Origin of the sequence: Shewanella sp. GD03713 (genome assembly GCF_029843705.1) — a bacterium.
Lineage (GTDB): Bacteria > Pseudomonadota > Gammaproteobacteria > Enterobacterales > Shewanellaceae > Shewanella.
On the sequence record NZ_JAOCIW010000001.1, the window covers coordinates 4164588 to 4190089 of the forward strand.

The 25502-nt window shown below is 47.4% G+C and carries 20 protein-coding genes; 7 read left to right on the plus strand and 13 right to left on the minus strand.

What is annotated here, in order from left to right; all coding sequences use genetic code 11:
- The first annotated feature begins 310 nt into the window (after positions 1-310).
- The gene (locus tag N5E87_RS18245) at positions 311-1519 is read left to right on the plus strand and encodes an IS4-like element IS10A family transposase (RefSeq protein WP_088585397.1); all 1209 of its coding nucleotides are present in this window, start codon (positions 311-313) and stop codon (positions 1517-1519) included.
- Between the two features lie 9 nt (positions 1520-1528).
- Here N5E87_RS18245 and N5E87_RS18250 read toward each other — a convergent pair whose 3' ends face one another.
- The 13 genes from N5E87_RS18250 to N5E87_RS18310 all read right to left on the minus strand — a co-directional run bounded on the left by N5E87_RS18250 (position 1529) and on the right by N5E87_RS18310 (position 17843).
- Entirely contained in the window at positions 1529-2041 is a 513-nt protein-coding gene (locus N5E87_RS18250; RefSeq protein ID WP_279775631.1) for a DUF6037 family protein, read from the minus strand.
- Positions 2042-2659: 618 nt separating this feature from the next.
- Positions 2660-3037: a DUF6527 family protein gene (locus N5E87_RS18255; protein ID WP_347881488.1), complete on the minus strand. Its 378-nt coding sequence runs from the start codon at positions 3035-3037 to the stop codon at positions 2660-2662.
- Between the two features lie 77 nt (positions 3038-3114).
- Positions 3115-4290 carry a ThiF family adenylyltransferase gene (locus N5E87_RS18260; RefSeq protein WP_088132040.1) on the minus strand — a complete coding sequence of 392 codons (1176 nt, stop codon included), beginning with the start codon at positions 4288-4290 and terminating at the stop codon, positions 3115-3117.
- On the minus strand, positions 4265-5020 hold the full coding sequence (locus N5E87_RS18265; protein ID WP_113601982.1) for a multiubiquitin domain-containing protein: 756 nt from the start codon (positions 5018-5020) through the stop codon (positions 4265-4267). The genes N5E87_RS18260 and N5E87_RS18265 overlap by 26 nt, the downstream gene beginning before the upstream one ends.
- Positions 5021-5104: 84 nt before the next feature.
- On the minus strand, positions 5105-8503 hold the full coding sequence (locus N5E87_RS18270) for a UvrD-helicase domain-containing protein (protein WP_113601981.1): 3399 nt from the start codon (positions 8501-8503) through the stop codon (positions 5105-5107).
- 1 nt (position 8504) lies between these two features.
- Positions 8505-9083 carry a hypothetical protein gene (locus tag N5E87_RS18275; RefSeq protein WP_220125469.1) on the minus strand — a complete coding sequence of 193 codons (579 nt, stop codon included), beginning with the start codon at positions 9081-9083 and terminating at the stop codon, positions 8505-8507.
- Complete coding sequence (locus tag N5E87_RS18280) at positions 9083-9859, minus strand: hypothetical protein (RefSeq protein ID WP_217894846.1); 777 nt, start codon at positions 9857-9859, stop codon at positions 9083-9085. The genes N5E87_RS18275 and N5E87_RS18280 overlap by 1 nt, the downstream gene beginning before the upstream one ends.
- Before the next feature lie 349 nt (positions 9860-10208).
- Positions 10209-10685 carry a protein kinase gene (locus N5E87_RS18285; RefSeq protein ID WP_113601979.1) on the minus strand — a complete coding sequence of 159 codons (477 nt, stop codon included), beginning with the start codon at positions 10683-10685 and terminating at the stop codon, positions 10209-10211.
- Positions 10678-12687 carry a hypothetical protein gene (locus tag N5E87_RS18290; RefSeq protein ID WP_279775637.1) on the minus strand — a complete coding sequence of 670 codons (2010 nt, stop codon included), beginning with the start codon at positions 12685-12687 and terminating at the stop codon, positions 10678-10680. The genes N5E87_RS18285 and N5E87_RS18290 overlap by 8 nt, the downstream gene beginning before the upstream one ends.
- Entirely contained in the window at positions 12680-14263 is a 1584-nt protein-coding gene (locus N5E87_RS18295) for a site-specific integrase (protein WP_279775638.1), read from the minus strand. Before N5E87_RS18295 ends, N5E87_RS18290 begins: the two co-directional genes overlap by 8 nt.
- 5 nt (positions 14264-14268) lie before the next feature.
- The gene (locus N5E87_RS18300; RefSeq protein ID WP_113601976.1) at positions 14269-15441 is read right to left on the minus strand and encodes a site-specific integrase; all 1173 of its coding nucleotides are present in this window, start codon (positions 15439-15441) and stop codon (positions 14269-14271) included.
- 219 nt (positions 15442-15660) lie between these two features.
- Complete coding sequence (gene ssb, locus N5E87_RS18305) at positions 15661-16368, minus strand: single-stranded DNA-binding protein (protein WP_011718370.1); 708 nt, start codon at positions 16366-16368, stop codon at positions 15661-15663.
- Positions 16369-16475: 107 nt separating this feature from the next.
- Positions 16476-17843: an MFS transporter gene (locus tag N5E87_RS18310; protein WP_088210090.1), complete on the minus strand. Its 1368-nt coding sequence runs from the start codon at positions 17841-17843 to the stop codon at positions 16476-16478.
- 410 nt (positions 17844-18253) lie between these two features.
- Here N5E87_RS18310 and uvrA point away from each other — a divergent pair, with 410 nt between their 5' ends.
- From uvrA to N5E87_RS18340, 6 genes are all read left to right on the plus strand, one after another.
- Positions 18254-21106, plus strand: a complete 2853-nt coding sequence (gene uvrA, locus N5E87_RS18315; RefSeq protein ID WP_011718372.1) for an excinuclease ABC subunit UvrA — start codon at positions 18254-18256, stop codon at positions 21104-21106.
- Positions 21107-21214: 108 nt separating this feature from the next.
- Positions 21215-21556 carry a hypothetical protein gene (locus N5E87_RS18320; protein WP_220053949.1) on the plus strand — a complete coding sequence of 114 codons (342 nt, stop codon included), beginning with the start codon at positions 21215-21217 and terminating at the stop codon, positions 21554-21556.
- An 83-nt stretch (positions 21557-21639) separates the two neighbouring features.
- Positions 21640-22680, plus strand: coding sequence for a M28 family peptidase (locus N5E87_RS18325; RefSeq protein ID WP_279775640.1), 1041 nt, complete (start codon positions 21640-21642; stop codon positions 22678-22680).
- Positions 22681-22877: 197 nt separating this feature from the next.
- On the plus strand, positions 22878-24737 hold the full coding sequence (locus tag N5E87_RS18330) for a DEAD/DEAH box helicase (RefSeq protein ID WP_279775641.1): 1860 nt from the start codon (positions 22878-22880) through the stop codon (positions 24735-24737).
- 168 nt (positions 24738-24905) lie between these two features.
- Positions 24906-25061: a hypothetical protein gene (locus N5E87_RS18335; protein ID WP_279775642.1), complete on the plus strand. Its 156-nt coding sequence runs from the start codon at positions 24906-24908 to the stop codon at positions 25059-25061.
- A gap of 67 nt (positions 25062-25128) precedes the next feature.
- Positions 25129-25500 (plus strand): DUF6677 family protein, encoded by a 372-nt coding sequence (locus N5E87_RS18340; RefSeq protein ID WP_279775644.1) that lies wholly within the window; start codon positions 25129-25131, stop codon positions 25498-25500.
- Positions 25501-25502 lie beyond the last annotated feature (2 nt).

The window sequence follows — 25502 nt, forward strand, 5'->3', positions numbered from 1 at the left end:
GAATTCCTCTGCGTTGCGGTCCCAATGACAGAAGGGAACGAGCTAGTACAGCTAAGCATTTTGTTATATTCCCCGCAATAAATTATCCAAGTTCATCTATTAGAAAAATTTTGAATTATTACTGCATCAGATTTGTGATCATTAGCATCAGTTGAGTAGCAAAAGCTTATCGATAGATCACTACGGAACTCTGGGTACAAAGTGCTGAAGAATCCCCTGATGATTTACAAATAAATCATCAAATTAGAGTGGAAGCGCATCTTGTTGCATGATCAAATGGTTTCGCTAAAAACTACACTTGGACAACAAGATGCGCGAAGCCAATATCCTACAACATTCTTTACACCAATACTGCCCAGAACTTCACCTAAAACGATTAAACAGCTTGATGCTGGCCTCTAAGGCACTGATTGAATGTAAGACACTGACCTTGACTGAGTTAGGTCGAAATTTACCAACCACGGCCCGAACCAAGCACAACATCAAGCGCATTGATCGTTTGCTCGGCAACACGCATCTGCATCAAGAACGGTTAGCTGTCTACCAATGGCATGCCCGCCTCATCTGTTCTGGTAACCCTATGCCGATTGTGCTCGTCGATTGGTCAGACATCCGAGAGCATAAACGCATCATGGCTCTGCGCGCCTCAATAGCCTTCAATGGCCGCTCTATTACCCTGTATGAGAAGTCCTATCCCCTATCAGAACAATGCTCTAAGGCCTCCCACAACGGTTTTTTAGCGGACTTAGCCAAGATTTTACCTTTGCATGTTACCCCTCTCATCGTGACTGACGCGGGGTTCAAAGTGCCTTGGTACAAAGAGGTTGAGGCGCATGGTTGGTTTTGGCTAAGCCGTATTCGCGGTACAGTTCAATTTGCAGATATTGGCGCTGAAAATTGGCGTGCAGTTCGCAGTACACATGACTTGGCCAACGGTCAAGCGAAGAGCCTGGGTTGTAAGACCTTGACCAAAACTAACCCTATCAATTGCCATCTCACGCTTTATCGTAGCAAACCTAAGGGGCGTACAAATCAGCGTTCAACGAGGACTAATTGCCACCATCCATCGGCAAAAACGTACTCAACATCGGCGAAAGAGCCTTGGGTGTTAGCCAGCAATTTACCACCAGAATCTCGGAGCCCAAAGCAGCTGGTAAACCTGTACGCCAAACGTATGCAAATAGAGGAAACCTTTCGTGACCTCAAAAGCCCGGCATACGGCTTTGGCTTACGCCAAAGTCGTACCAACAGTCCAGAGCGATTCGACATCATCCTACTGATAGCGTTGATGGTTCAATGCCTGTTGTGGCTAGTTGGTTTACACGCACAGCAACAGGGCTGGGATAAGCATTTTCAGGCCAATACCATTGGGCATCGAACGGTACTCTCAACGATTCGCTTGGGATTGGAGGTACTCAGGCGGCCTGATTATCAAATCACGGAGAAAGAATTGCTGGCGGCCTGGGTATTATTCGCCAATCAGTTGCTCAAATATGGCTATGCTATGGCTGATTTATGAGGGGATCCTTCAGTACAAAGTGGGCCTTAACAATCTAGTTTTATTGTCATTGAAAGGAGTTCTTTGGCGCCCATCTGAATTCCTCATAACACCATAACAGAAGCGCTTATTAGGATCTTGGCTATCACTCTTCGATAGAGATGCCACCATTGCTTCCTCAATATGTGGGCTTTTACCTAAAGTAACATGAGTTGGAATAAACAGAGAAAAATACTCATTAAACTGACTCAACAAATCTCCAAGGTTTTCGCTATACTCTATATCAAAAAAAGCCCTTAACAGCTTCGCCTCGATAATGAATCCATTTACGTTTACAGCAGAAACTAGTCGCTCATTAATTTTTTCACTTTTCAATATCTCTACTTTCATCAAAGCGTATTTCGGTTTTCTTTCTCCATCTTCGTACAGTTTAGCCAACACAATGTAATCACGGTTTTTGTAATTGAAAGGGAATGCTTCTATAATCCAGCCGCTTGCAACCATATCCGATTTTAATAACTTGAAGTTCTCAAATACACTCATTTCTTTAACTCTTGATATTCAGTATGTTAAAAGGAAAAAATAAATAGTTAGCATACCGCTATTAGGTACTAAATTTCACATAGGCTATAACAGTCAATATGTAGACTTCTTAGTAAAACTCCATCTTGCCTTTCTGATCATCTCCCATGCGGATCACATGTACTAGCTCGCTACAGACGCTTAAGCTGTGAATCTATAGCTTTCACATATGAAATTTAATGTTTTATAGTGGTTCGCTAGAAGCGCAGAACTATATCTAAACAAGTAGTAACTATCCAAGGTTCAGTTTTATCAGCGTTAAGTTCCTAACTCCTGCTTCTAGAAAATCATGGCGGCTCATCTGTAATTTTTAGCCATGTTTCTAATAAAAGGGTTGAACCTGAAAGCTGAAAGTTTCGACCAGTGCGTGTCGGCAGCCGGTTCTCCTACTTGTCCAGCAAGGTTGATCAGCTTCTATTTTTGGGTGCGTATTACTCGTCCAAAATTTTTAACTTTTTTAATACGATCAACTTTTTATCCATACATTTCAATAAATTACAAAATTACCACTACGTGACAAATGCGGTAATCGAAACGTCCCGAGTATACAGTCCTTGCGACTGAACGAATTTTAACGCCCTAACCCAACCATCGACGTAACTTAGCCCAAATGGTTACCTTAATGGCCATCATTCTTGCGGGGACGTTGATAGGCTTCTGTTTCAACTCTTCAGCACCTCTAATCGATTCAACTTGTGAGTAGTAGCTCGCCTTCGCCGCTTTGTCGCGACGCCTCTCCGCATCAATCTGAGCCTTGTTCCAAGGCCCAGCCTCTATGACTCGATTACCTTGAATCACATAGTGTGAGCGGCAGGGCAGATTCCAGTTGCCGACCGATGGCCAAAGCGAAATTGCTTCGCCATCATAGGTAAGTCTCCAGTCTGTTGGGGTCAGAGGCGTCACTACTTCAAGGCCACACCCACAGCAGCAACTGTGCACCACAGTACCGTATTCCATTGAAACGTACAAAATGCCAGGTTCAAGTATACGCGGTACCCCCTTTACAAAGCAGGGGGTAAGCTGGTTATGACGAATCATAGCGAGTCACCATTCAGCAGCATATTGCCGTCGGTCGTATAGGAACAGTGATGTTCGTTTTCTAGGTCACGATAAAATCCGAGGAGTTTCTTCCATTTAATTACGGCAAGTGCCGCATTCATCATATTTAGTTCAGCGACTTGGATATTTGAAGCGTAAAGATTTTCTGCTCCCCCACCGTCGAAAGACACGCGCTTACGAATGTGATCGCGCTTATTGGGAGTACTTGCCGTCACACGGAGAATACCACCAAGCGAGCCGTTTACCAGCTCGAGACCCATTCCCACGTCTATGAAGGATGCTCCCATATCCTCTAGCTTCTGTACCGCTAGGCGCTTCGGCTCGCCTGCGTCCATGCAAAGGAAAGCGAAGTTGATTCCATCCAGAAGGTGAAGGTTATCTGTGTTCATCTGCACCGCATGTGGCACGATATGGCGGTGCATCTTACTGTAGATACCCGCTAGGTAATCCACCTTCTTTGGTACCTCACGGAGAATATCGATCGACGGTGCGCCAGGGGCACGAAAAGCATTATGTTGAAGGAAATCATCACCGTCGATGAGACGTATCTCGCTCACTGGCGTTTTCGCCAACTGGTCCAGCACATAGGATCCTGTTCCACCAGTACCAAGAATAGCGATACGCTGACCTTCAAGTCGTGCGGCCAACGCCCCTATTCCCACCCGGTCTGAAGCAGTTTCCAGATAGTTAAATGCGCAGCCATCCTCATCGTCGGGATTTTTAAACACACGCGGAGTAGCGTCAGGTCTGAGATTAGCTGCATGGCCAGAAATGATTGTCGCGTACGTCGTCATCTTCTGATGATAATCTCTGTAACCCTCAGGCCCGGGCTTACTGGAGAACATGTGCTGAGCACTCAACCCATGTCCCAGATCCACCGCTACGCTCTGATGTGCAATAGCTTGGATAGGTGTACCCTGGGATGTACACGGATAGTCTCCATCGAAGTGAATCGTGTGTGGTTCTGGCTTTTGAGTTACGTTTCCAGACATGCAAAGGCTTGAGATGAGTGTGCCAGTCTTAATTTCTAACTGCGCGTTAACATACGGCACTTCACGCATCACCAAGAAGCCACCCACGATTTGTACGTAGTATCCTTCCTCGCGCAAACGCTTAAGGTCGCTATTAAGATTGAATAGTGCGGCTGACATTGATCACGCTCCCATTTTTTACTTCAACAAAACCACCAGAGGCCAATTCACCACTATGTGGTTTTGAGGCCACGCAGCGATATGTAATTGAGTACACAATCTCAGGTGCTGGAGCTTCACCTGGGTAAGCGATAGCGACTAACTGCTCGAAAGTTTGGTGACTATCACATACCTGGACTTCGCGACCATTAACTACGATGTCAATCTTCGGTTTGCGCTTTGGCGCAGTGATGAAGTGCTCAACTCCAGGGGTGGTAAGGTCTACGGCCTCGTTTGGTTCAATCTGGCGATCGTTTCCGCCACGAATAACCATGAAAACGGCATCTCCGTCACTGGGTTTCGCGAGGTCGTATAACGCGGAGCCTGAAATTGCGGGCTTGCCCCATGATACTTGACTCTCATTGATTGTAAGTTTGAAATCGCGATCGGTCTGGAAGGCCACGAAACGCTCTGCGCCACGACCTCGTAAATCGAAAGGTTCATCAAGACGTAAGTCTTCGAAATCCCCCGTTTCCAGAATGGCAAACAGGCTATAATCATCGTTTGCACGTAAACCTGCAGCAATAAGGATTTGACGACCAAGGGGGACAGGATCATTAACCTCAATTGCGCGAAAAGTCAGATTTTCTTGTGCAAACATGATGCGGTAGGCACGTGCCGAACGCAGCGCACGTCCTTCGCGAATTGCTTCTCCAACATCGTCAATATCGTATATATTTCCAGTATTCATTTTTGCATCACCTTTTGAGTTTGACCAGACGGTGTCTGGCTCTACTACTAAATCGATGCAGGTCAATCAGACCGGTAAATTTTTTTAAGATTTTTTTTGAAACACACCCGCAGGAGTTAATCCGCATACAAAAAATGCCGGGCAGGAGGGGCATACTCGAGATGATGATTCTGCGGGAAAGACTCCTTTAGTTATTGAGTCAAGGGTGTTAATGATTTTTTTATGCCTATTATCCAACTGCTTAGCTGTCAGAACGATTGGGGTGACTGTTTGGTCAGAAAGATGTACTAGCTCCACTATTGCATCAGGGAAAGCCTGTCGTGCTGCGAGTACAAAGGCAGCCGCGCCTAGGTCAAATTCTTCTTTATCTCTTTTATGTCCAGTTCTCACTCGGCGAAATGTTTTGCGTCCATCTGGATAAACCAAAACATCGTCAGGTTGTACGGTGATAGTGGTTTCCCCAAACTTCATTGTAAAGGCACAAGTTGCTTCAGAGCTGTGGCCTTCCCTAATCGAAGCGAAATAACTAACCATACCAATAGCCAGTGACTTAAATTCAGAAGCGTAACCGTGTTCAGCTAGGCCTTCGACAGCAAATGCCTGCGTGACTCGGTCTTCTATGTCAGTCATTTTTATAGAGGCGGTGTTGACCAACTCTTGGAATACATTACGAACTGCATCGTGCATCTTTAGGAATGGCGTTTGAGTACGTCGTCCTCCGATTTGGAGAATGTGTGTATAGAAGAAACGGCGAGGACAGGACTCATATAGGGAAATCTGAGCACCACTTAGAACTAGGTCTCCGCTGACAACCCAGTCCACTGGTAATGATTCGGTTTTTTCGGTTACCGCATGTAGAGGTTTCACGTTATTTTGAACCAAGCTGGGTCCAATACGGTTTAAAAAGTCGGATAACTTTCTGGCGCTACCAGCAGCGTTCCGCGTAGTAGCATAGAGAAATACCCGATCTTCAGCTCTGGATAAGGCAACGTAGAATAAGCATTCTCTCTCCGCCTTATACTCCAGATTAAATTGTTCCTTGGCGTTGGATTCCCCCCCCCCCGCAATCATGCCATTGGGTGGTGGGCAAACCTGCTTCTGCGTATTACCTGGTAAAGTGTCTGCGTTCATGCCGGGTAAGTGAATTACAGGGAATTCGAGCCCCTTTGCTCCATGAATGGTCATGAGGCGCACGGCATCAATGCTTTGTGCTGCCGCCGGAAGCTGCCGAAGATCGCGATCATCCCCTAGCCGAACCAAACGGCGGATACGATCTAATGTACGAGTGATAAATGCCCCTTCACCACTGGAGGGTTGTGCTCGTAAAAAATTGAGCAACTGCCAAGTTGCTATGCATTGGGAACGGATATTGCAGTCCGTTGATATTGCCATGCGGGCCGCGATTCTCGTCCTGTCTAAAAGTACAGTCGCCAGCACGCTCCAGGGAGAGTCATTTGCGCTAAAGCCGCTCAGTGTTTTGACAAGCCGAACTAACGCTGTGCGCCCATCGTCTGAGATCTGGAAGTCATCGATTTTGGTTTTCCAGTCACTTCCGGTTTCATCTTCATGCAGATGTGTAAGAATACTGCCAACATCATCTAGTGACATTGTAAACTCAGGCAGGCAAGCTATTCGCACCAAGCCCATTGCACGACGGTCTACTAAGAGGGAGAGCAGTGTCAGCCAATCCTTAATCTCGGGGCGCTCAAATACACTTCCCAAGTAAAGCACAGGGATGCCTAAGTGCTCGAGTTGTTGCCCGATTTCTGAAAGCTTCTCATTGCCTGTGCACAGGATTGCCTGATCACTGTATTTGTAACCGAAGTTCTGCATCTCCTTTATCGCGTCCGCAATAGAAGGCGTTTGAAGAAATCCTTGATCTACGCAACGCAGCTCAGGTTTATGGGCATCGCTTGCCCGTTCTGCATTTAAGCCACTGTCAGCATTCCCCACAGCCATATTCAGCGCAAAATTTGAAAATGCCGACACTATTTCGGGTACGGACCGGTAGTTCGTTTTTAAACGATATCGCAACCCGCCTGGGAAATCCTCATTCCCAAAACGAGTCATGTTGAATGACGAAGCGCCTCTGAAGCGATAGATTGACTGCTTAGCGTCTCCAACCACCCACAAGTTTTCGCCATCGCCACAAAGGGCTTTTAGCAGTCTTACGCTGCTATGGTTCACATCCTGATATTCATCGACTAGAACGTGCTCATAAGTGGATTGGATGTGAGATCGAATGGCTTCATTTTCTTCAAGAAGCGTCACTGGCAATGAAACCAAGTCCCCAAAGTCAATGCATCGAGCCTGCCTTTTGAGGGTTTCGTAAGTGGCGTATACTTTGGCGACTTCAATGGCTTTTTCTGCCGTTGCTATATCTTCAATACCAACAGCTCTATCGCGCATGGCCTGTGCCAACGCGAGGTAGGTATTTGCATCGACTACCTCGTCCTTGGCACGAGAGATGCCGGTGAGGATGTCAGCAATCACCCGGGTTGGATCGTAAAGATTGCGATAATGAACCAGATCTAATACAGGAAACTCATGTTCTAGCAGTTCTACTGCTTCCGTCCGGTCCAGCAGTCGAGGGTCGAGTGGCAAATTCATTTCGTCGTGAAATCGACGAATCAGATCGAGGCCGAATGAGTGGAAAGTGCCAATCCACATTGCAGCCGCAGCTTTCCTGTCAATACGAGCGATCCTTTCAGCCATTTCTCCCGCAGCTTTGTTAGAGAACGTCAGCAAAAGAATTTTTCGTGGATCTACGCCATCGGAAAGCAATCCTTTTACCCGTCCCACTAGAGTCTGAGTCTTACCCGTACCAGGCCCGGCCTCAAGCAGAAAGGCGGGGCCTCGATGGGCGGCAGCTTTATCCTGCTCTGCATTCAATGGGTATTCAATCGCGGGCTCTGTATCTTCAGGTAAAGGTGGGGGTAGTAACAATGCATCAAAGATCTGTTGCGCAACCACATCGAATGGCGCACCAAGCTTCTCTGCAATACTTAACGCACTCATCCCGTTCAGATAAAGCGTTTTAACTACATGCCGGGGAAGCAGAAACTCACGCGCAAATAGATCCATTTGGACCTCTCGACGCTGCCTGCGACTATAGTCTACAACCCGCTCAGCCCCCATTGGAGAAGCTTCTGAGGTTCTTGTTGGGTCTATAGTATAACCTTGGTCTTCCTCCTCTTCAATGCCGTCGCCAAGTTCAGCGTGACCGATTTCATGGGCAACTAGGAACGCTTGTTCAAAACGGGTTGTGCATTTTTCGTGGAGAATGAACTTCTCCATTGGGAAGAAACGTGCTCGCGCGCCTCTGAGGCTGGGTGAGCCTTTCTTTGTGCTCTCTACGTCAAAGCCTCTTCTGTCCGCCTCTGCAACAGCAAACTCGTATGGTTTCCATGGGTCATGTCCGGCAGCTACAGCTTGATCATGTAGAGCAGCAGCGGCCTCGCGTGCTAATTCCACGGCTTGCACGTTAAATGTCCTCTTCCATTATGGTAGTGATATCCTCTTCAGACAGATCAGCATCTCGAAGGGTCTGTTCGAAAGAAATCTTCTCGACATTGCACGGTTTCCCTTCGGACTTATAGCTTCCTGCAACCTCCATGGGCGGCTGTTCAAGTGAGATTGTCAGCTGCTGTACAGTGCTTTGCAGCAGTTCAGCTAATCTGCTCAAAAATCGCTGAGGAATAGATCCGACAGCTACAGTTCGTTCCCTAAATGCCATGAGTACCTGTCGAGGTAAGTTTAGTGCTTTAGAGATATCACGCATTTTTTGAGCTGACAGATCAGCGAATGGATCTACTATCGCTTTTCCTGGCGCATTTTGGATGCGTGTGACGGCCGAACGGATCAAGCAGCGATCATAATCGGATAGTGGTTCCTCATCCTCCGCTAATGTTCTTGCCATTTCGCGAGATAGATCGATGATTTCATTAGAAAATACTGGATATGCAGTAAGATATTTTTGCAAGGTAGCTGTACCTACATCATGCTCTATAGAGAATGACTCTAGTACCTCTTCCAAGGATGCTTGAGGTGAAAGTCCTGTCATTATAGGTCCCCTTGAAGCAGTATACGAAGACTTGCAAGTGCCTTCTTTTTTTGATTACGAATGGTCTTTTCGGCCTTATTGAGTGCTTTGGAAATAGTCACCTCATTTGGGTCTATCGAGTCTATTGGAATATCTAATCGGGTCATTTCAATAATTCTTTTCTGTAGTCCAGGTAGAGCCTCAATCGCTACATCAAGCCTACAACGGTAAAGATAGTTATCGATATCTGTTACCTCAAAAGGATTATACCCCTCAGATGCAGTCTCAACTTCTGAATTAAGGTCGGCTGAATCATCATCAAATCCCAAATCGGTATTTCGATTCTCAGCCCGATAAGATTTCCTTTGAGCATCTGTTTTTAATCTCGATAAAGCCAGATCAAAACGCACTTCGAACATGTCCAATCGCTCCTCGTAACCAGCTTTGTCGCTCAAAAGCATCTCAATGAAACGATCATACACTCCCTCTCTAATATCGCTATTCGTCATTGATATGGTGTTTCCACCTTGGCTTTCAGGCCTCGGAAGTTTCCTAAGAATTCGTTCGGAAAGAACCGTGAAGAGCTGTTCAAAAAGGGATGGGTTTGCTACACACCGTCGAACGAAGTAAAGAAGGCATTCACTGGGAACGTATTGCGGATGTGCCCTACTTTGTTTACACAGTTTTACCAAATCTCCATCTGAAAGAGAGCTAAGTTCCGTTAACCTGGATTCAATCACAGGTATACGAGTGTACAGCACTCCAGCCTCAGTTTTCTTTTGAAGAGGAACGTTCAATGCAACCTCCATCTGATTACTTGCTTTTAGAAAAAGTGCTTTGTGCTTTAAGAGTTAGCACAGCAATTCCAAGAAAATTTATATCCAAGAATACATTATCTTAATTAATCCCGCATTGAAGCTTTTTTCGTAAGCCTAGGATTTTTAATGAATACTACATCACTGTGTGTTCTTCATTCCGTTGTCCATTTTCAGTTTTGAAGAGAACGAGGTGATCCGGCTCAAGTATTGCCTTCCATTTTAGACAATCAGCTTGATTGTAATCGTCATCATTCTACGCCCCAGTCTGAAGCAATGGGATTTAGCTCGGCAACAATTCTGTTCTGGATATCACGCCGGTCATGGTGTTCTACCCCCTCCCAGAAGGTGGAATCTCTTTATCAAACGGCCGGAGGATTTTCGCAGTTTCAGTATTAGAAGGCAGTTCAACTCCCTCTAACGGGGCTTTATCAACGCTGATCATCTGCATGCCCTTCTGCCGCACATGGAAGGCGATTTGCTGCCAGCGGCGTAACCATTGAGCTTCTTTTCTCTTGTAGGCTTCTAGTTCCGCTTTGAGGCGATCCACCTCTACCTGAAGCTCTTCCGCCTCTTTCGTTGCCTGCGCTTTGGTTTTCACGAGACCACCCGACAATGCTTGTTTGGCATTGTCATAAGCGGCTTTAATTTCAGATTTGGCTTGGAGTGACTGACGACTAAAGCCAAAACGTTCTTCTAGAACAGCCCAGGTGAGTTTTGCTCCAAGCTCGCCAAGTGCCCAGCGATCCAAATCAGCTACGATTGTATTGATGTCACTATCGGACATGCGTCTGAAGCGCTTAACCATGCTCTACCTCGTTTAAATATTGTTCGGGATCAAAGTGCTCCACCCCGTTATCAGCCAGTTGCACAGCCAGCGTTTTGAGTTTTTTATCGTTATCAGCTATCCAATCAGCGCTCTTTTTGGGCTTGTTACTACTTAACTGTTTCTCAGCATTTTTTCGGGCCAATGCGGTAAGGGCATATTGGCGCTTCTGCTCGTCCAGCCTACCCTTATCATCCTTGACCCACACGTAGTCTTTACAATCTGCCGAACATTGTAAATGGCGCTCGCAGGGTGTTTGAGAAAAGTTGTGGACGCAGATACCTGTACCGACATCATGCACAGCCTGAATGCGTGCTTTAAGAATGGTATCCTGTACTTCTACCGGAACTACTTTGAGTTGCTCAGCCAATAGACCACCGACCAAGCCTTTTTTGATATCTTCGCGGAGCATCAGTGCACGTTTTTCGCGGGATGTATGCTGATAGGCTTTGGTGTCCCTGGGATTGGTTCGCCCAAACCATTCGGTTTGCAGAAGATCACTTAACCCACCTTCATCAAGTAAAGTATTGAGCGTGTGGCGGAAGTGGTGACTGGTAAAATCTACCTCGATACTATTGGAAGCGTATTCAGCAGCAAGAGCAGGGAAATAACGGAGAAATGTGGTGAACATAGACTGGCTACAGCTTGTAGCTAACCAGTGAGCATAGCTTCCAGTAGAAAGTCCCAATGAGCGAATAAATAAAAGATCTTTCAGATAGTATTCTTTACCAAATTGATCAATATGGAATGCTCGTAGTAGTTTTTCAGAAAAGTCTCTAAAACAATACGCTTTGACAGCGTCCTTATTTGTGTAGCAAATAGGGTTATTAGGCTTTTTCCCTTGCTTGGTCACTCGCTCATGGTCCTGCCAAACAAGACCAATCTTTCGAATCCATCCAGTAGAACAAATGGTATTGCTGCTTATCCCCATTTTTAACAGGTCATCAATGTATAACTTTCTTTTCTCTGGAATTTTATTCAAAAAACGAATATCGGGGCCGCGAGAACGATGCATTTCCTCTGCGGTAATTCTCACCGAATCTGTTGCCGCGCGTACCTCATCAAGTACATCTTTAACTATTGTTACGACCTCTGACGGCAAGTAGAGTTTTCTTTTAGGTGTAAATAGATCACCGAGACTAGCCTTTCGAGGGAAATATTCTATGAAGGCTTTTTGGTCTTGGTCTAACGTAACTTCTTGAAGCGGAAGTAATGAAATCTCACTAAAGCGGCGGCCAGTACAAGCAAGCAGAGTCAATATCAGGACATACAATCTGTATTTATGTTCTTTTGGAACCGTCAAATAGAGCTCACCGATAACCCGAAACACGGCAGGAGCAACAAGCTTCTCGGATTTGGTCTCCAGAACGTCAGGATCATCCAGCCTTTTATGATTCAGACCTCCTGTATTCACTGGGCGTACTATCTTCGAATATTTATACTGCAACAGCACCCTGCACAAACCATTCGCATCACAGTGTGCAGCGAACTCTGCAACATGCTTGTGAAGGTTGTAGGCAGTGGTGTCACTGTAGTGTTTTGAAATTAATCCACACGCATCGTCTAGCGCTTCTGGCGTGAGTTTGGTCAGTTCCTGCCCCAGTTGGTTAGCTGCAAATGAGATATACCCAACAGCGGTAATGAAGTTACGCTGATTGGGTGTTGATTGATGTTTTCTGTGGAATCGAAGAATCAGTAATGCCTTGGCAACCTCCTCCCAGTCATGACGTAGAGGTTCTGAGCCAAGTTTAGGGGGAAGCGTAAAAGCAAACGACGCAGTTTTGGCGTTTTTACCCGTAAGCTTGACTAGGCGGCCAGCATTCACTTGCCACACAGGATTACCCCAAAAAACCGACTCAAACCCTTCCTGCTTCATTAGCTTAGCTTTATCGACCAAAGCCTGGGTATTTGCCTTTCTATCGCGCTCAAGACGATCAATGAAGGGAATAACCTTGGCCTTACGATTTGAGCGACCATCAGACATTGCTACCTCCTTCTTCACAAAGCTGTGCCACCTGTGCAACCGCAGCTATCACCTCATCAAGCTGTATGCCCAATCGTGCATTCTCGTACTTTTTTAAACGCTCTTCACGATCGACCAGAAGACATTCCAAAACATGCTCATGATCAGCATGACGATAAGGCTGAAATTTAGGGCACAAATAACATGAATAAGGAGGATCAAGGTGGCAGACACTAGACTCCCCACACACACCAATATCAGACTGATCATCTGGATTTTGCTCATCGACAAACGTCAGGTGCTTGTCATCTCGCTCACCATTGATAGCGTCTTCATCATTATCAATAAGCTTACCTTTGAAGAAATTGAGGTACTTCGAGAATCCTTTTGCCATCGACTTGTCGAGATGCTCAACAACAGTTCCCGCAACATCAAAATAGACCCCTACATACTGAGTATCCGTATGATCTAATATCCTGGCTAGCTCACGCCTGCTGATTCCCTCTGTCGCCAGGCCTGTTGCCAAGGTATATCGTAACCTCCTTGGTGTGACATGCATTAATTCACCAGTAAGAGGGGAAATGATATTATGACGTTTTATAAAGGCTGTAATTAAACGAGATATATCACCGCTCGTCATATTGAAAATATTCTCTGAATCTAGAGAACACATGGCAACACGGTTACCACTTATTTTTATTAGAAGAGGTCGATTATCTGGGGTAGAGAAGTCTGTACCATTAAAGCTAAGAGGCAATAAGTTATTTTGCTCGACAAGATTTTCTAGAATTCTTCCGAAATAGGGATCTAAATATTCATCTATCAGGTCATCGCGGGGATTAAGAAATCTCTTCTTAATACGCGGCATCCGAATGATATAACAGGGGTCTTCGTTCAATGGATCAAGCTTAACGAGATCACCCTCCCTCAGGTATGTCAGGTTTGCAGGGTTTCGGCCGAAAGCTAGTGACAAAGCCATAACAGCCTTTTGTTGGAGATGCTCAAACTCTAGACTCTTGTCCTCTTTTAGCGCAGCAATCAAAAGAGAGAGCTCTAATGATTTATGTAATGGCCCCATATCGGGATCGGACATCCTAACTGCCTCGCCCTTTGGACCTCCGGGTATAACCATTGCCTCAAGTTCAGCCGCATAGGCATCTGAAAATGTACTATCTGAAATGTTGTCAGAACACCAGATATACCACCTAATTAGCTCATATATCGTCCAAAGTTTGTGCCGAGAGCGCTGAATGTTGATAGATTTCTCAAATAAACCAATAAGATGTTCTTTAGCACTTTCCGGTTGATTATCTTTTCCCCAATCCCTAAGAACTAGCCTCCATACAACTTGATAAACGCTGTATCCAGCGGATGTTGAAATACGCCTAACCTGGTCAGATACATAGTGCTTCAACGCATTTCTCAGCTGTAAATTTGAGATTTTGCCAAAATCGAGAGTTGAGTGGGCACGAATCACTATGGGGAGCAACCATTTATCGCCTGATATATCAATTGTTTTCCCCTCTCGAGTAACTAGAACCTGCTTCTCAGACCAAGACTGCTCTACAGCTTGTGTTTTCGATAATTTCGTGTTCACTTTGGCTACCTCTCGGACATCATATCTGCCTGATACCGCCTCAATGACTTAACCGCTTGCTCCTCCACTTCTTGGGCAATATAAATGTCTTGTGAATCTAAACTACTATCGCCACGCAGAAAGGCCAGCGCTTCTCGTCTACGCTGCTCATCCATTCCTGAAGCTCTAAGAACCCTCTCAAGCCGGGATGAGAATGTATGTCGAAGAGACTTGGCCGTTAAGTTTTCGGGAAGACGGTCAACATATTGCGTTCGCAATAACTGGAAAAACTGTGTAATTGAGGATTGTGACAAGGGCGCTCCCTCATCACTCAATATTAAATAGTCTGATTCGTAGTTATTTTTGCTTTCAAGCACTTCACGCCAGGTAACAATGTACTCATTTAATGCAAAAGCAAACTGCCGACTCTCAATCGGAATAAGTCTACCATTACGCTTTATTTGAGGCCTGGGTCGTCTTACATCTAGGGGGTCCGATGGCCTACGTTCAACCTGTATCGCCGAAATCGCACCAACTTGAACATCTTCTACCCTGAGGCTAAGCAACTCACCTGGCCTTAGACCACAAAATAACATTAACCCTACAGATACATAATTTCTAAACTTTACAGCAGGATCTCGTCCAAATCCCTGCTCAGCATCGGGATGCAACACGGCAAGCAGGAAGTCAACCTCTAACTCATTTAACCCCTTACGAAGACTTTTTTTCATTGGTGTGGCAGACATAAAGCTACCATCCAGCATTTTTAGAAAAAATGACTTTCGCTCTCTCAAACGTTCATAGTCTAGGGAAGACAACGGCAACTGACTTATCAATACATCCATGCACCAACTAATAAATTGTCTGATAGTCGTTAACCGTTGATTGAAGGTATTAGGTGCTACAACATTTATACGCCCATTGGCTTGATCAATTCTTAACGCTTCGACCAATCCACCTCTTAATTCTGCTTCGTTGAATGAGTTCTGAGCCATCAATTTCGTAGATAGGTCACAATTCGATTTATCCAGCCAGCGATAGAGCACTGAAAGCTCTCTCAAATTCCGAACCAATGTATTTGTACTGAAGGAGCGTCTGGCAAGAATAAACTCATTAGGTAAGACAACTGGCATACCAGAATCATCCAGCATCATTGGTATCTGTTCGCCCGTTTCGTGTGTGACTAGCTCTATTTTCATTGCACCATCCTTATTGACAAAATAAGAGTAGCTACAAACTTTTATCTTCACAACTTTTAAAGTTATACGATTTTATAAAAACACAAAGTCACATAAAACGAAAAAGCCCTTCAAATGCTTACACACTTAAAGGGCTTAAATTTTCATTTATATTTTTTAAAACCAATTAGTTAACTAGAACAATTTAAGAATTAGTTAACAATAATTACTTTATGTCATTCAGAACGGGATATCGTCGTCCCAACCATCATCCAAATCTGGGGTGAAGTTTTGTTGTGGCTGTGGCGCTGGACGTTGTGCAGGTGCCGCTGGCGCTTGATACGCTGGTGCAGCAGGCTTAGGCGCATAACCACTCTGTTGTGGCTGAGCATGGGATTGCTGTTGCTGGCCATAGCTTTGCTGAGCAGGCTGCTGATTGTAGCCAGATTGTGGCTGCTGTGCAGGTGCTTGGTAACTTTGCTGTGCTGGTGCGTATTGGTTTTGTGCTGGCGCAGTTTGAGCCGGAGCCGCTTGGTAACCCGCGTTTTGTTGCATGCCGCCCATAGGAGCACCTTGGCCTTGACCTTGACTTTGGCCTTGATTGCGGCCGCCTAACATTTGCATGCTACCGCTTTGGTCGATAACCACTTCAGTGCTGTAACGGTCTTGACCGCTTTGGTCTTTCCACTTACGCGTCTGCAGTTTACCTTCGAGGTAAACCTGTGAACCTTTACGCAGGTACTCACCCGTAATTTCAGCCAACTTGCCAAACAGAACCACACGGTGCCATTCAGTACGCTCTTGCTGTTGACCTTGTTGGTCTTTCCACGATTCGCTGGTCGCTACTGTTATGTTAGCGACTGCGTTACCGTTTGGCATGTAACGTACTTCTGGATCTTGTCCCAAATTGCCAACCAAAATTACCTTGTTAACACCACGACTGGCCATTGAAATCTCCTGCGATTCTTTAAATAATCTATTAATTCAGTATGTTGTTTATAATTGTTGCCGCAAGGGAAAATCCGCTTCCCTAAAACTCGCGGCAATAACACATATTATTGAGCAGAGCCTAACACAGCTCGGGCTTCTCTTAAATCGAAATGCTCGTCAACTTTGAGATAAGCAACTTTCTCGTCTAGCACCACAATCGCTTCGACCACACCCATCAATTGTGACAGCTGCGACGCCATATCCCGCGCTTGGGCCTTGTCTTTCACTTCGGCCTCTAAGGTGTAACTCTTAAGCAGCACAGGATTTTTCATCCCTAGGGTCAATAATAACCAAACACCCATCAATACCAGCGCGACGATAAACACGCCCACGGCGCCGACTAATTGGAACGCACCGCCGCCGAGCATACCGCCACAGAAGGCGCCTAAGAATTGGCTGGTCGAATAGACGCCCATGGCCGAGCCTTTTTCACCTACTGGGCAGAATTTCGCAATCAAACTCGGCAACGACGCCTCAAGGTAGTTAAAGCCGGTAAAAAACAGCAGCACGGCCACGCTCAATACCCAGAGGTTGTTGGCAAAAATAGCCATGGCAGCCAGTGCAAACATCATGATCACTAACGCAATTTGGAACATTGCCTTAGTATTCTTACGCTTCACCCCGATGATGATTAACGGCACCATCAAGAAGAATGCGCCCACAAACGCGGGGAAATACAGCATCCAATGTTTTTCTTTCACCAGACCCGCATCGACTAAGTCGAGCGGCAAGGCGACAAACACCGCGGTTAACACTAAATGCAGAATAAAAATGCCCGCATCGAGCCTAAACAGCTGCGGATCGGTCAACATACGCTTGAGCTTGGCGGGCGCCGCTAAGGTATCGCCCTTAGGTGCATGGGAAATCGGATTCGGCACTAATAGCTGCACAATCAACATGCCAAGTACCGCAAGGCCTGCAGTTAGCAGGAATAAACCCGATAAGCCTAAATGCTGCGCCACAATTGGGCCGACGAGTAACGACAGGGCAAAGGAGCCGCCGATACACATGCCGATAATGGCCATCACCTTAGTACGCTGCTCATCTCGGGTTAAATCCGCCGCTAAGGCCAACACAGCGGCGGCAATCGCCCCCATACCTTGCACGGCGCGGCCAAATACCACGCCGTAAATGGTATCGGCATTGGCGGCAATTAAGCTGCCGATGGCGAACAATACTAATCCAGCGAGGATAACAGGTTTACGACCATACTTGTCGGATAAAATCCCCATCGGGATCTGCAAAACGGCCTGAGTCAAGCCATAGGCACCAATGGCAATCCCCACCCAAAGGGGAGAGAAACCTTCTAAATGCTGACCATAGAGTGCAAAGACGGGCATGATCATAAACAAGCCCATCATACGTAAACCAAATACGCTGGCTAAAGAAAACGCGACTTTTTTCTCGGTTCCTGAAAGTCCGTTGTTACCCATGATTTTGCCCTGGATTGAAGTCTTTTAGGGGGCGCATGTTAACACACCCAAAAGCGTTTGCTCAAAAGGAAAAACCACCCACGCCAAGAGTGTAAAACAGCGGATTTTGCCCCGCGCCAATGCTGATGCGCGCACCTTAGCGTACGCTTAGGCCTTTATTTTTAAGGCTTATCTAAAAGCCCATTGGCTACAAATAGTTAACTCGATGCTTACAGAAGTTGGGTAAGTTCAAAGTCGTTATACGGATTAATCTTAGTTAATCCGCTAACTGCATCACCTTTTATCAGCAATACCAGCCCTACAACCGCGCCCAATCGGCATGTCAGCAAGATCACAGAATCGACTAAACTCGGCCGCCGAACTGTGCGATACTTAGGCTCATTTTTTTAAGCATAAGACTTGAGCGATAGATGGATAAGATTGAAATACGCGGCGCACGGACCCACAATCTCAAAAATATCAACCTGACTATCCCAAGGGATAAGTTAATCGTTATCACAGGGTTATCGGGTTCAGGCAAATCTTCCCTAGCATTTGATACTTTATATGCCGAAGGCCAACGACGTTACGTTGAGTCTCTTTCTGCCTATGCCCGCCAATTCTTAAGCTTGATGGAAAAGCCCGATGTCGACCATATCGAAGGCTTGAGCCCAGCAATTTCCATCGAACAAAAATCGACGTCCCATAACCCGCGCTCCACCGTCGGAACGATCACCGAAATTTATGACTATCTGCGCCTGTTGTTTGCCCGTGTGGGCGAACCACGCTGCCCGACTCACGGCCAGCCACTGGCGGCGCAAACCGTGAGCCAGATGGTCGATAAAGTGTTAGAAATGCCCGAAGACAGTCGCTTAATGCTACTGGCGCCCGTAGTCAACGGTCGTAAGGGGGAGCACGTAAAATTACTCGAGGGCTTATCGGCGCAGGGCTATATCCGTGCCCGAATCGACGGTGAAGTCTGCGACTTAACCGATCCACCAGCACTCGACTTACACGTTAAGCACACCATAGAAGTAGTGGTAGACCGCTTTAAAGTCCGCAGCGATATTCAGCAACGTCTCGCCGAATCCTTTGAAACCGCGCTCGAACTCTCCGGTGGGATTGCCGTGGTCGCCAGTATGGATGAAGGCACCACAGAAGAATTAATCTTCTCGGCTAACTTCGCCTGTCCGCACTGCGGTTATTCGATGGCCGAACTTGAGCCACGGATTTTCTCCTTTAACAACCCGGCTGGCGCTTGCCCCACCTGTGATGGTTTAGGGGTACAACAATTTTTCGACCCCGACAGAGTAATCACGAATCCTGAGTTATCCCTTGCGGGCGGCGCGATTCGCGGCTGGGATAGACGTAACTTCTATTACTTCCAGATGCTGAGTTCGCTCGCCGACCACTATAAGTTCGATGTCGAAGTCCCCTTCGAACAGCTGTCGGATAAGGTGAGAAAAATCGTCCTCTACGGCTCAGGCAAAGACAGCATCGCCTTCAAATACATCAACGACCGTGGCGATGTGGTGGTGCGTAATCACCCCTTCGAAGGCATCTTAAATAATATGGACCGGCGCTACCGTGAGACCGAAAGCAACGCGGTGCGCGAAGAATTAGCCAAGTTTATCAACACTCAAGCTTGCCAAAGCTGTGGCGGCTCGCGCCTACGTGAAGAAGCCCGTAACGTGTTTATTGGCGATCTTAACCTGCCGAAACTTACCGTTTGGTCGATAGGTGAAGCCCTCGAATATTTCGACAAACTTGAGTTCAGCGGCCAAAAGGCACAGATCGCCGAGAAGGTATTGAAGGAAGTACGCGATCGCTTAGGCTTCCTCGTTAACGTCGGCCTCAACTATTTAAGTCTGTCGCGTTCAGCCGAAACTCTTTCAGGCGGTGAAGCACAGCGTATTCGTCTCGCCAGCCAAATCGGCGCTGGACTCGTCGGCGTAATGTATGTGCTCGATGAGCCATCAATCGGCTTGCACCAACGGGATAACGAGCGGTTGTTGCAGACCTTAATCCACCTACGGGATTTAGGTAACACAGTGATCGTGGTGGAGCACGATGAAGATGCGATTCGCATCGCGGATCATATTATAGATATCGGCCCCGGCGCAGGCGTACACGGCGGCGAAGTGATTTGCGACGGTCCGATCGAGAAAATTGTCGCCTGCGATGAGTCCGTCACTGGTCAATATATTTCGGGCAAACGCAACATTCATATCAGCACCCCACGTACGCCTTACGATCCAAAACAAGTGATTGAGCTTTACGGCGCCCGCGGCAATAACCTGCGCAATGTCGACTTAACGGTTCCGGTAGGCCTGTTTACCTGCGTGACCGGGGTATCGGGATCGGGCAAATCGACCCTGATTAACGATACCTTCTTTAGAATTGCCCATAAGCAACTCAACGGTGCTACGGTCGATGAGCCCGCGCCTTACGATCGCATTGTCGGCATGGAACAGTGCGATAAAGTGGTCGATATCGACCAAAGCCCGATTGGCCGCACACCGCGCTCTAACCCCGCCACTTATACTGGCATCTTTACGCCTATCAGGGAGATTTTTGCCGCGACGCAGGAATCCCGCACCCGTGGTTATCAGGTGGGCCGCTTCTCCTTTAACGTGAAAGGCGGTCGCTGTGAGGCCTGTCAGGGCGATGGCTTAATTAAGGTCGAAATGCACTTCCTGCCCGATGTGTATGTGCCCTGCGACGCCTGTAAGGGTAAACGCTATAACCGCGAAACCTTAGAGGTGCGCTACAAAGGTAAGAACATCCACGAAGTGCTGCAAATGACAGTGGAAGATGCGCGAGAGTTTTTCGATGCCGTGCCAGCGATTGCCCGTAAACTGCAAACACTGATGGATGTCGGTTTGTCCTACGTGCGTCTAGGCCAGAGTGCGACCACACTGTCAGGCGGTGAAGCGCAAAGGGTGAAACTTGCCAAGGAACTCTCTAAGCGCGATACGGGTAAGACCTTGTATATTCTGGATGAACCGACAACGGGTCTGCACTTTGCCGATATCCAATTGTTGCTCGATGTACTGCATCGTCTCAAATCCCACGGCAATACTATTGTGGTGATTGAGCATAATCTGGATGTGATTAAAACCGCAGACTGGATTATCGACTTAGGCCCAGAAGGCGGCGGTGGCGGCGGTACTATCCTCGCAACAGGTACGCCAGAAGATGTGGCGCAGCATCCGACATCCCATACCGCGCGCTTCTTAAAGCCGCTGCTGGAACGGGATGCTAAGCTAGCTAAGCAGTCATAGCGATAAGCTTAACAGCGCCTTGGGCATCACCAAGGCGCTGTGATTACGCCCTATTGCTGTATAGAACCATCCTAGGTCGGCCATTCGCCGTTATCAATCGAGGAGAACATGTTGCCAACGCATCGCCCGAGTTTGACGAGCTTAAGTCGCGCTAATGTATTGCTGATTGCCTGCTTGGGGTTAACGCTTGTGGCGCTGGTTATTGCCGCGGTCGATCCGCTTATCGGTCAACCCACACGTTTACAGGTGACAGTGTTAGACAGCTCAGACAATAGTAGCCTGCTCGCCTTGCCCGATGGCCGGATCACCACCTTAGATCAAGGCGGTCTCACCAAAAACGCCCAAGTCACTATTTGCTCACGAACCCATTTGGTCTCTGGCTTGGAGCACTTTCATTTAAGCCGCCATCAAGAAGCGACACTCTCCCCCGAGATCCGCGTCTTAGACTGATTCAGCATTACGGCCCATGCAGCCAAGCTAAATCCCTGTTAGGCTTAGGATTGATCATCCTATTGCCAACCTTAAGGATAGCCATGGGCAATTTGGCGCACCCAGTCATAGCAATCACTCGCCCCCAGTCTCATCGCAGAGGCTTGAGCTTATTGCGCTTGTCTATCCTTAGCTTATGTTTAGGCCTTACAGCCTGCGCCAATCAACCCGCCGAATACACTTGCTCACCTGAGGCGATTCGATTGAGTTGGGCCGAACCAGACGATCTTAAGCAAACAGTAACAACACTCAGCGCCGCAGAATTCATGGGGCGTAAAACCCAAACGGAAGGCGCCGCCAAGACACGCGACTATCTGCACAGCCAGTTTCAACAACTTGGGCTTACTCCTTGGGGAGAGACTTTCGAGGTACCCTTCGAATATGCCACGCTTTTTAGCCAAGAGACGGGAAGCAATATGGTGGCGTTAGTCCCCGCACGCCAACCCACAAATCGATGGCGCATTGTGGTGGCTCACTACGATCATCTCGGCATGAGTGGCAGCAAGATTTACCACGGCGCCGATGATAACGCCTCAGGTGTTGCCGCCATGTTGGCTCTCGCTGCCCACTGGCAAGCGCAACTAAGCGCCGCCCCCGATTCTCTGCACAACATTAACTTAATGTTTGTCGCCACCGATGCCGAAGAGCCGGGACTGTTTGGCAGTACGGCACTCGTCGAGCAACTCAAGCAGCGAATGCCCGAGGCGCAATTTGAACTGATGCTCAATCTCGATATGATTGGCCACCCGAGCCGCCCCTACGCCATTTACCTCGAGGGTAGCCGCAACTTCTATCAATTTCAGCAATTTAGACCGATGCTAAACGCGAATAATCGCCTCTGTATTAAGTTAAGCCATCCCAAACCCGTGGGACGAAGTATCCAGAGTACGGATTGGCTGAGAGCCTCGGATCATTATCCTTTCCATAAAGCTAAGATCCCTTGGCTCTATTTTGGCGTTCCCACTCATCCGCAATACCATACCCCGGAAGATACCCCCGACACTTTGGATTATGTGTTTCTCGCAGCGGTAACGGAATCCGCCTTCGAAATCCTACGACTCAATGGCGACTTTTTGAAAAATTAAGCGAAGTGGCGCGTTTCTTGCTCAGTTTTGGCAAAAAAATCCACGCAAAACCCGGTATTTATCCGAGAGTCACTTGGTAAAGCGGCTAAAATGCTGCTATAATCTGGCGTTTTCGGTGCGGGAAATCGACACGGGGTTGATTTTCTGTCTGTGAAACTTAAGCGCCAATCCGGGCGCATCCACAAGGCTACAACCCAATGTCATCCAGTGAAAGAACTTTCCGTGAACTCGGCTTGTCCGAGAATTTGTTGCGTGCTCTTGACGAGCTAGGTTACGAAAACCCAACGCCAATCCAATCAGCCAGTATCGACCCATTAATGGCTGGCAAAGATATTTTAGGTCAGGCACAAACAGGTACAGGTAAAACTGGCGCCTTCGCCCTGCCCCTGCTCAACAAAGTGACCAGCCAAGCTGTTCCACAAATCTTAGTATTAGCGCCAACCCGCGAATTAGCGGTGCAAGTAGCAGAAGCATTCAGCAGCTACGCGAAATTTATGAAAGGTTTCCATGTACTGCCAATCTATGGCGGTCAGAGCATGCATCAGCAATTAAACGCCCTGAAGCGTGGTCCACAGGTTATCGTGGGTACCCCGGGCCGTGTTATGGACCATATGCGCCGTGGCACCTTAAAGCTGGAAACCCTGCAAGCGCTGGTACTCGACGAAGCCGACGAAATGTTAAAAATGGGCTTTATCGACGATATCGAATGGATTCTGGAACACACCCCTGAGCAGCGCCAACTGGCACTGTTCTCGGCTACTATGCCAGAACAAATCAAGCGTGTTGCTAACAAGCACTTAAAAGATGCGACTAACATCAGCATCGCTGCGAGCCACACCACAGTTGACTCTATCGAGCAACGTTTCGTGCAAGTGTCTCAGCACAACAAGTTAGAAGCCCTAGTACGCGTATTAGAAGTTGAAAATACCGAAGGTATCATCATCTTCGTTCGTACCCGTAACTCATGCGTTGAATTAGCTGAAAAACTCGAAGCCCGCGGCTACGCTTCATCACCACTGCACGGTGATATGAACCAGCAAGCCCGTGAGCGTGCGGTTGAACAGCTGAAAAGCGGTAAGTTAGACATTCTGATCGCGACCGACGTTGCGGCCCGTGGTCTGGACGTTGAGCGTATCGGCCACGTAGTTAACTACGATATCCCTTACGATACTGAAGCTTACGTACACCGTATCGGTCGTACTGGCCGTGCTGGCCGTACTGGTATGGCGATTCTGTTCGTGACCAGCCGTGAAATGCGTATGCTGCGCACCATCGAGCGCGCAACTAACAGCCGTATTTCACCAATGAAAGTACCAAGCCCAGAGACTGTTGCAGAACGTCGTTTGTCTCGCTTAGGTGAACAGTTAGCGCAAACCATGACTCAAGATCTGGACTTTATGCGCGAAGCGGTTGCCCAGTTATGTCAACAACTCGAAGTGGATACCGATCTGCTGGCCGCAGCCCTGCTGCACCAAGTTCAGCAAGAGCGTCCACTGCAATTACCAGCGATTCAAGAACGTACTCGCGATGAGCGCAGCGAACGTGGTGCTGAACGTGGCGAGCGCGGTGAACGTCGTGGCCGTGAATCACGTCCAATGCCAGCAAGCCTTGGTAGTGCTGAAGCGTTAAAAGATAACCCAGATCTGAAGATGTGCCGTTATGTTATCGACGTAGGTCGTGACAATGGCGTGGGCGTGGGCAACATCGTTGGCGCGATTGCAAACGAAGCTAACATCGACAGCCGTTACATTGGTGCCATCCAGTTATATGATGCAGTGACTACCGTTGACCTGCCAGACGGCATGCCAAAAGAAGTGCTGCAGCACCTGAAGAAAGTGCGCGTATGTGGCAAGCCACTGAACATCCGTGAAGCTGGCGATCAAGTCTTCGTAGACTCTGGCCGTGGCGCACGCAGCGACCGTCGTCCACGTGGTGATCGTCCAATGGGCGAGCGTAAACCACGTGCAGCCTCTGGTGACAAGCCGTTTGCTGACCGCAAACCACGTTCAGACAAGCCAGCAGGCGAGCGTAGACCACGTAAACCACGCGAAGAGTAATCGCCAAACCTAAGCCGTTAGGTTAAGCAGATTTAAACAAACGCATTAAAAAAGGAGCCTAGGCTCCTTTTTTGTTGTCTTAAAATCGCTCCCGCTCAAACTTCACTGGCCAGTTGATATTTCGAGCAGGTATAGTCAATAGATGGATGCCTAACTTAAGGACTCTAAATGGATTTTTCAGTACCGATAGCCGACCTATTTAACCCAACACTTCCTGCACTGGCTAAATCATGCCGCCAAGATAAAACCTTATTAATCATGGTACTTGTCGGTTGTACTCTGTTTGCAGGCTTTATTGGAATGTTAGTCGCCATGGCAAATTAACTTGCACTTAAGCCAATAGGTCTATTAGTGTCGGCTTAGTCTTTAGCAACACAATTAGTGTATTTCGATGAAAAAAGCCCTCACCGCTGGCCTGTTATCCGCCTTTATAGCCCCCGGCAGCGGCCACTTTTACCTTAAACATAAACGTTCGGCGCTGGTGTTTTTCTGCTTAGCTGTCATCAGCCTTATGCTGTTGCTTATGCAAATCTATCAAGTAGCGCAAGTGATCGCCTTAGAGATCCAAAATGGCACCTTACCCCTAGATGTCGGGGTGATATCCGCCGAAATCACTCACCAAACCCAAAGTACCATGGCTAATGCCAATGAACTGCTCTATGGCTTTTTGCTCTGCTGGTTAGTGGCATTGCTCGACAGTATTCGCCTTGGGCTCAAGCAAGATAAACAAGATGCCTTAACTACGAATACAGCAGGGCATTAGAT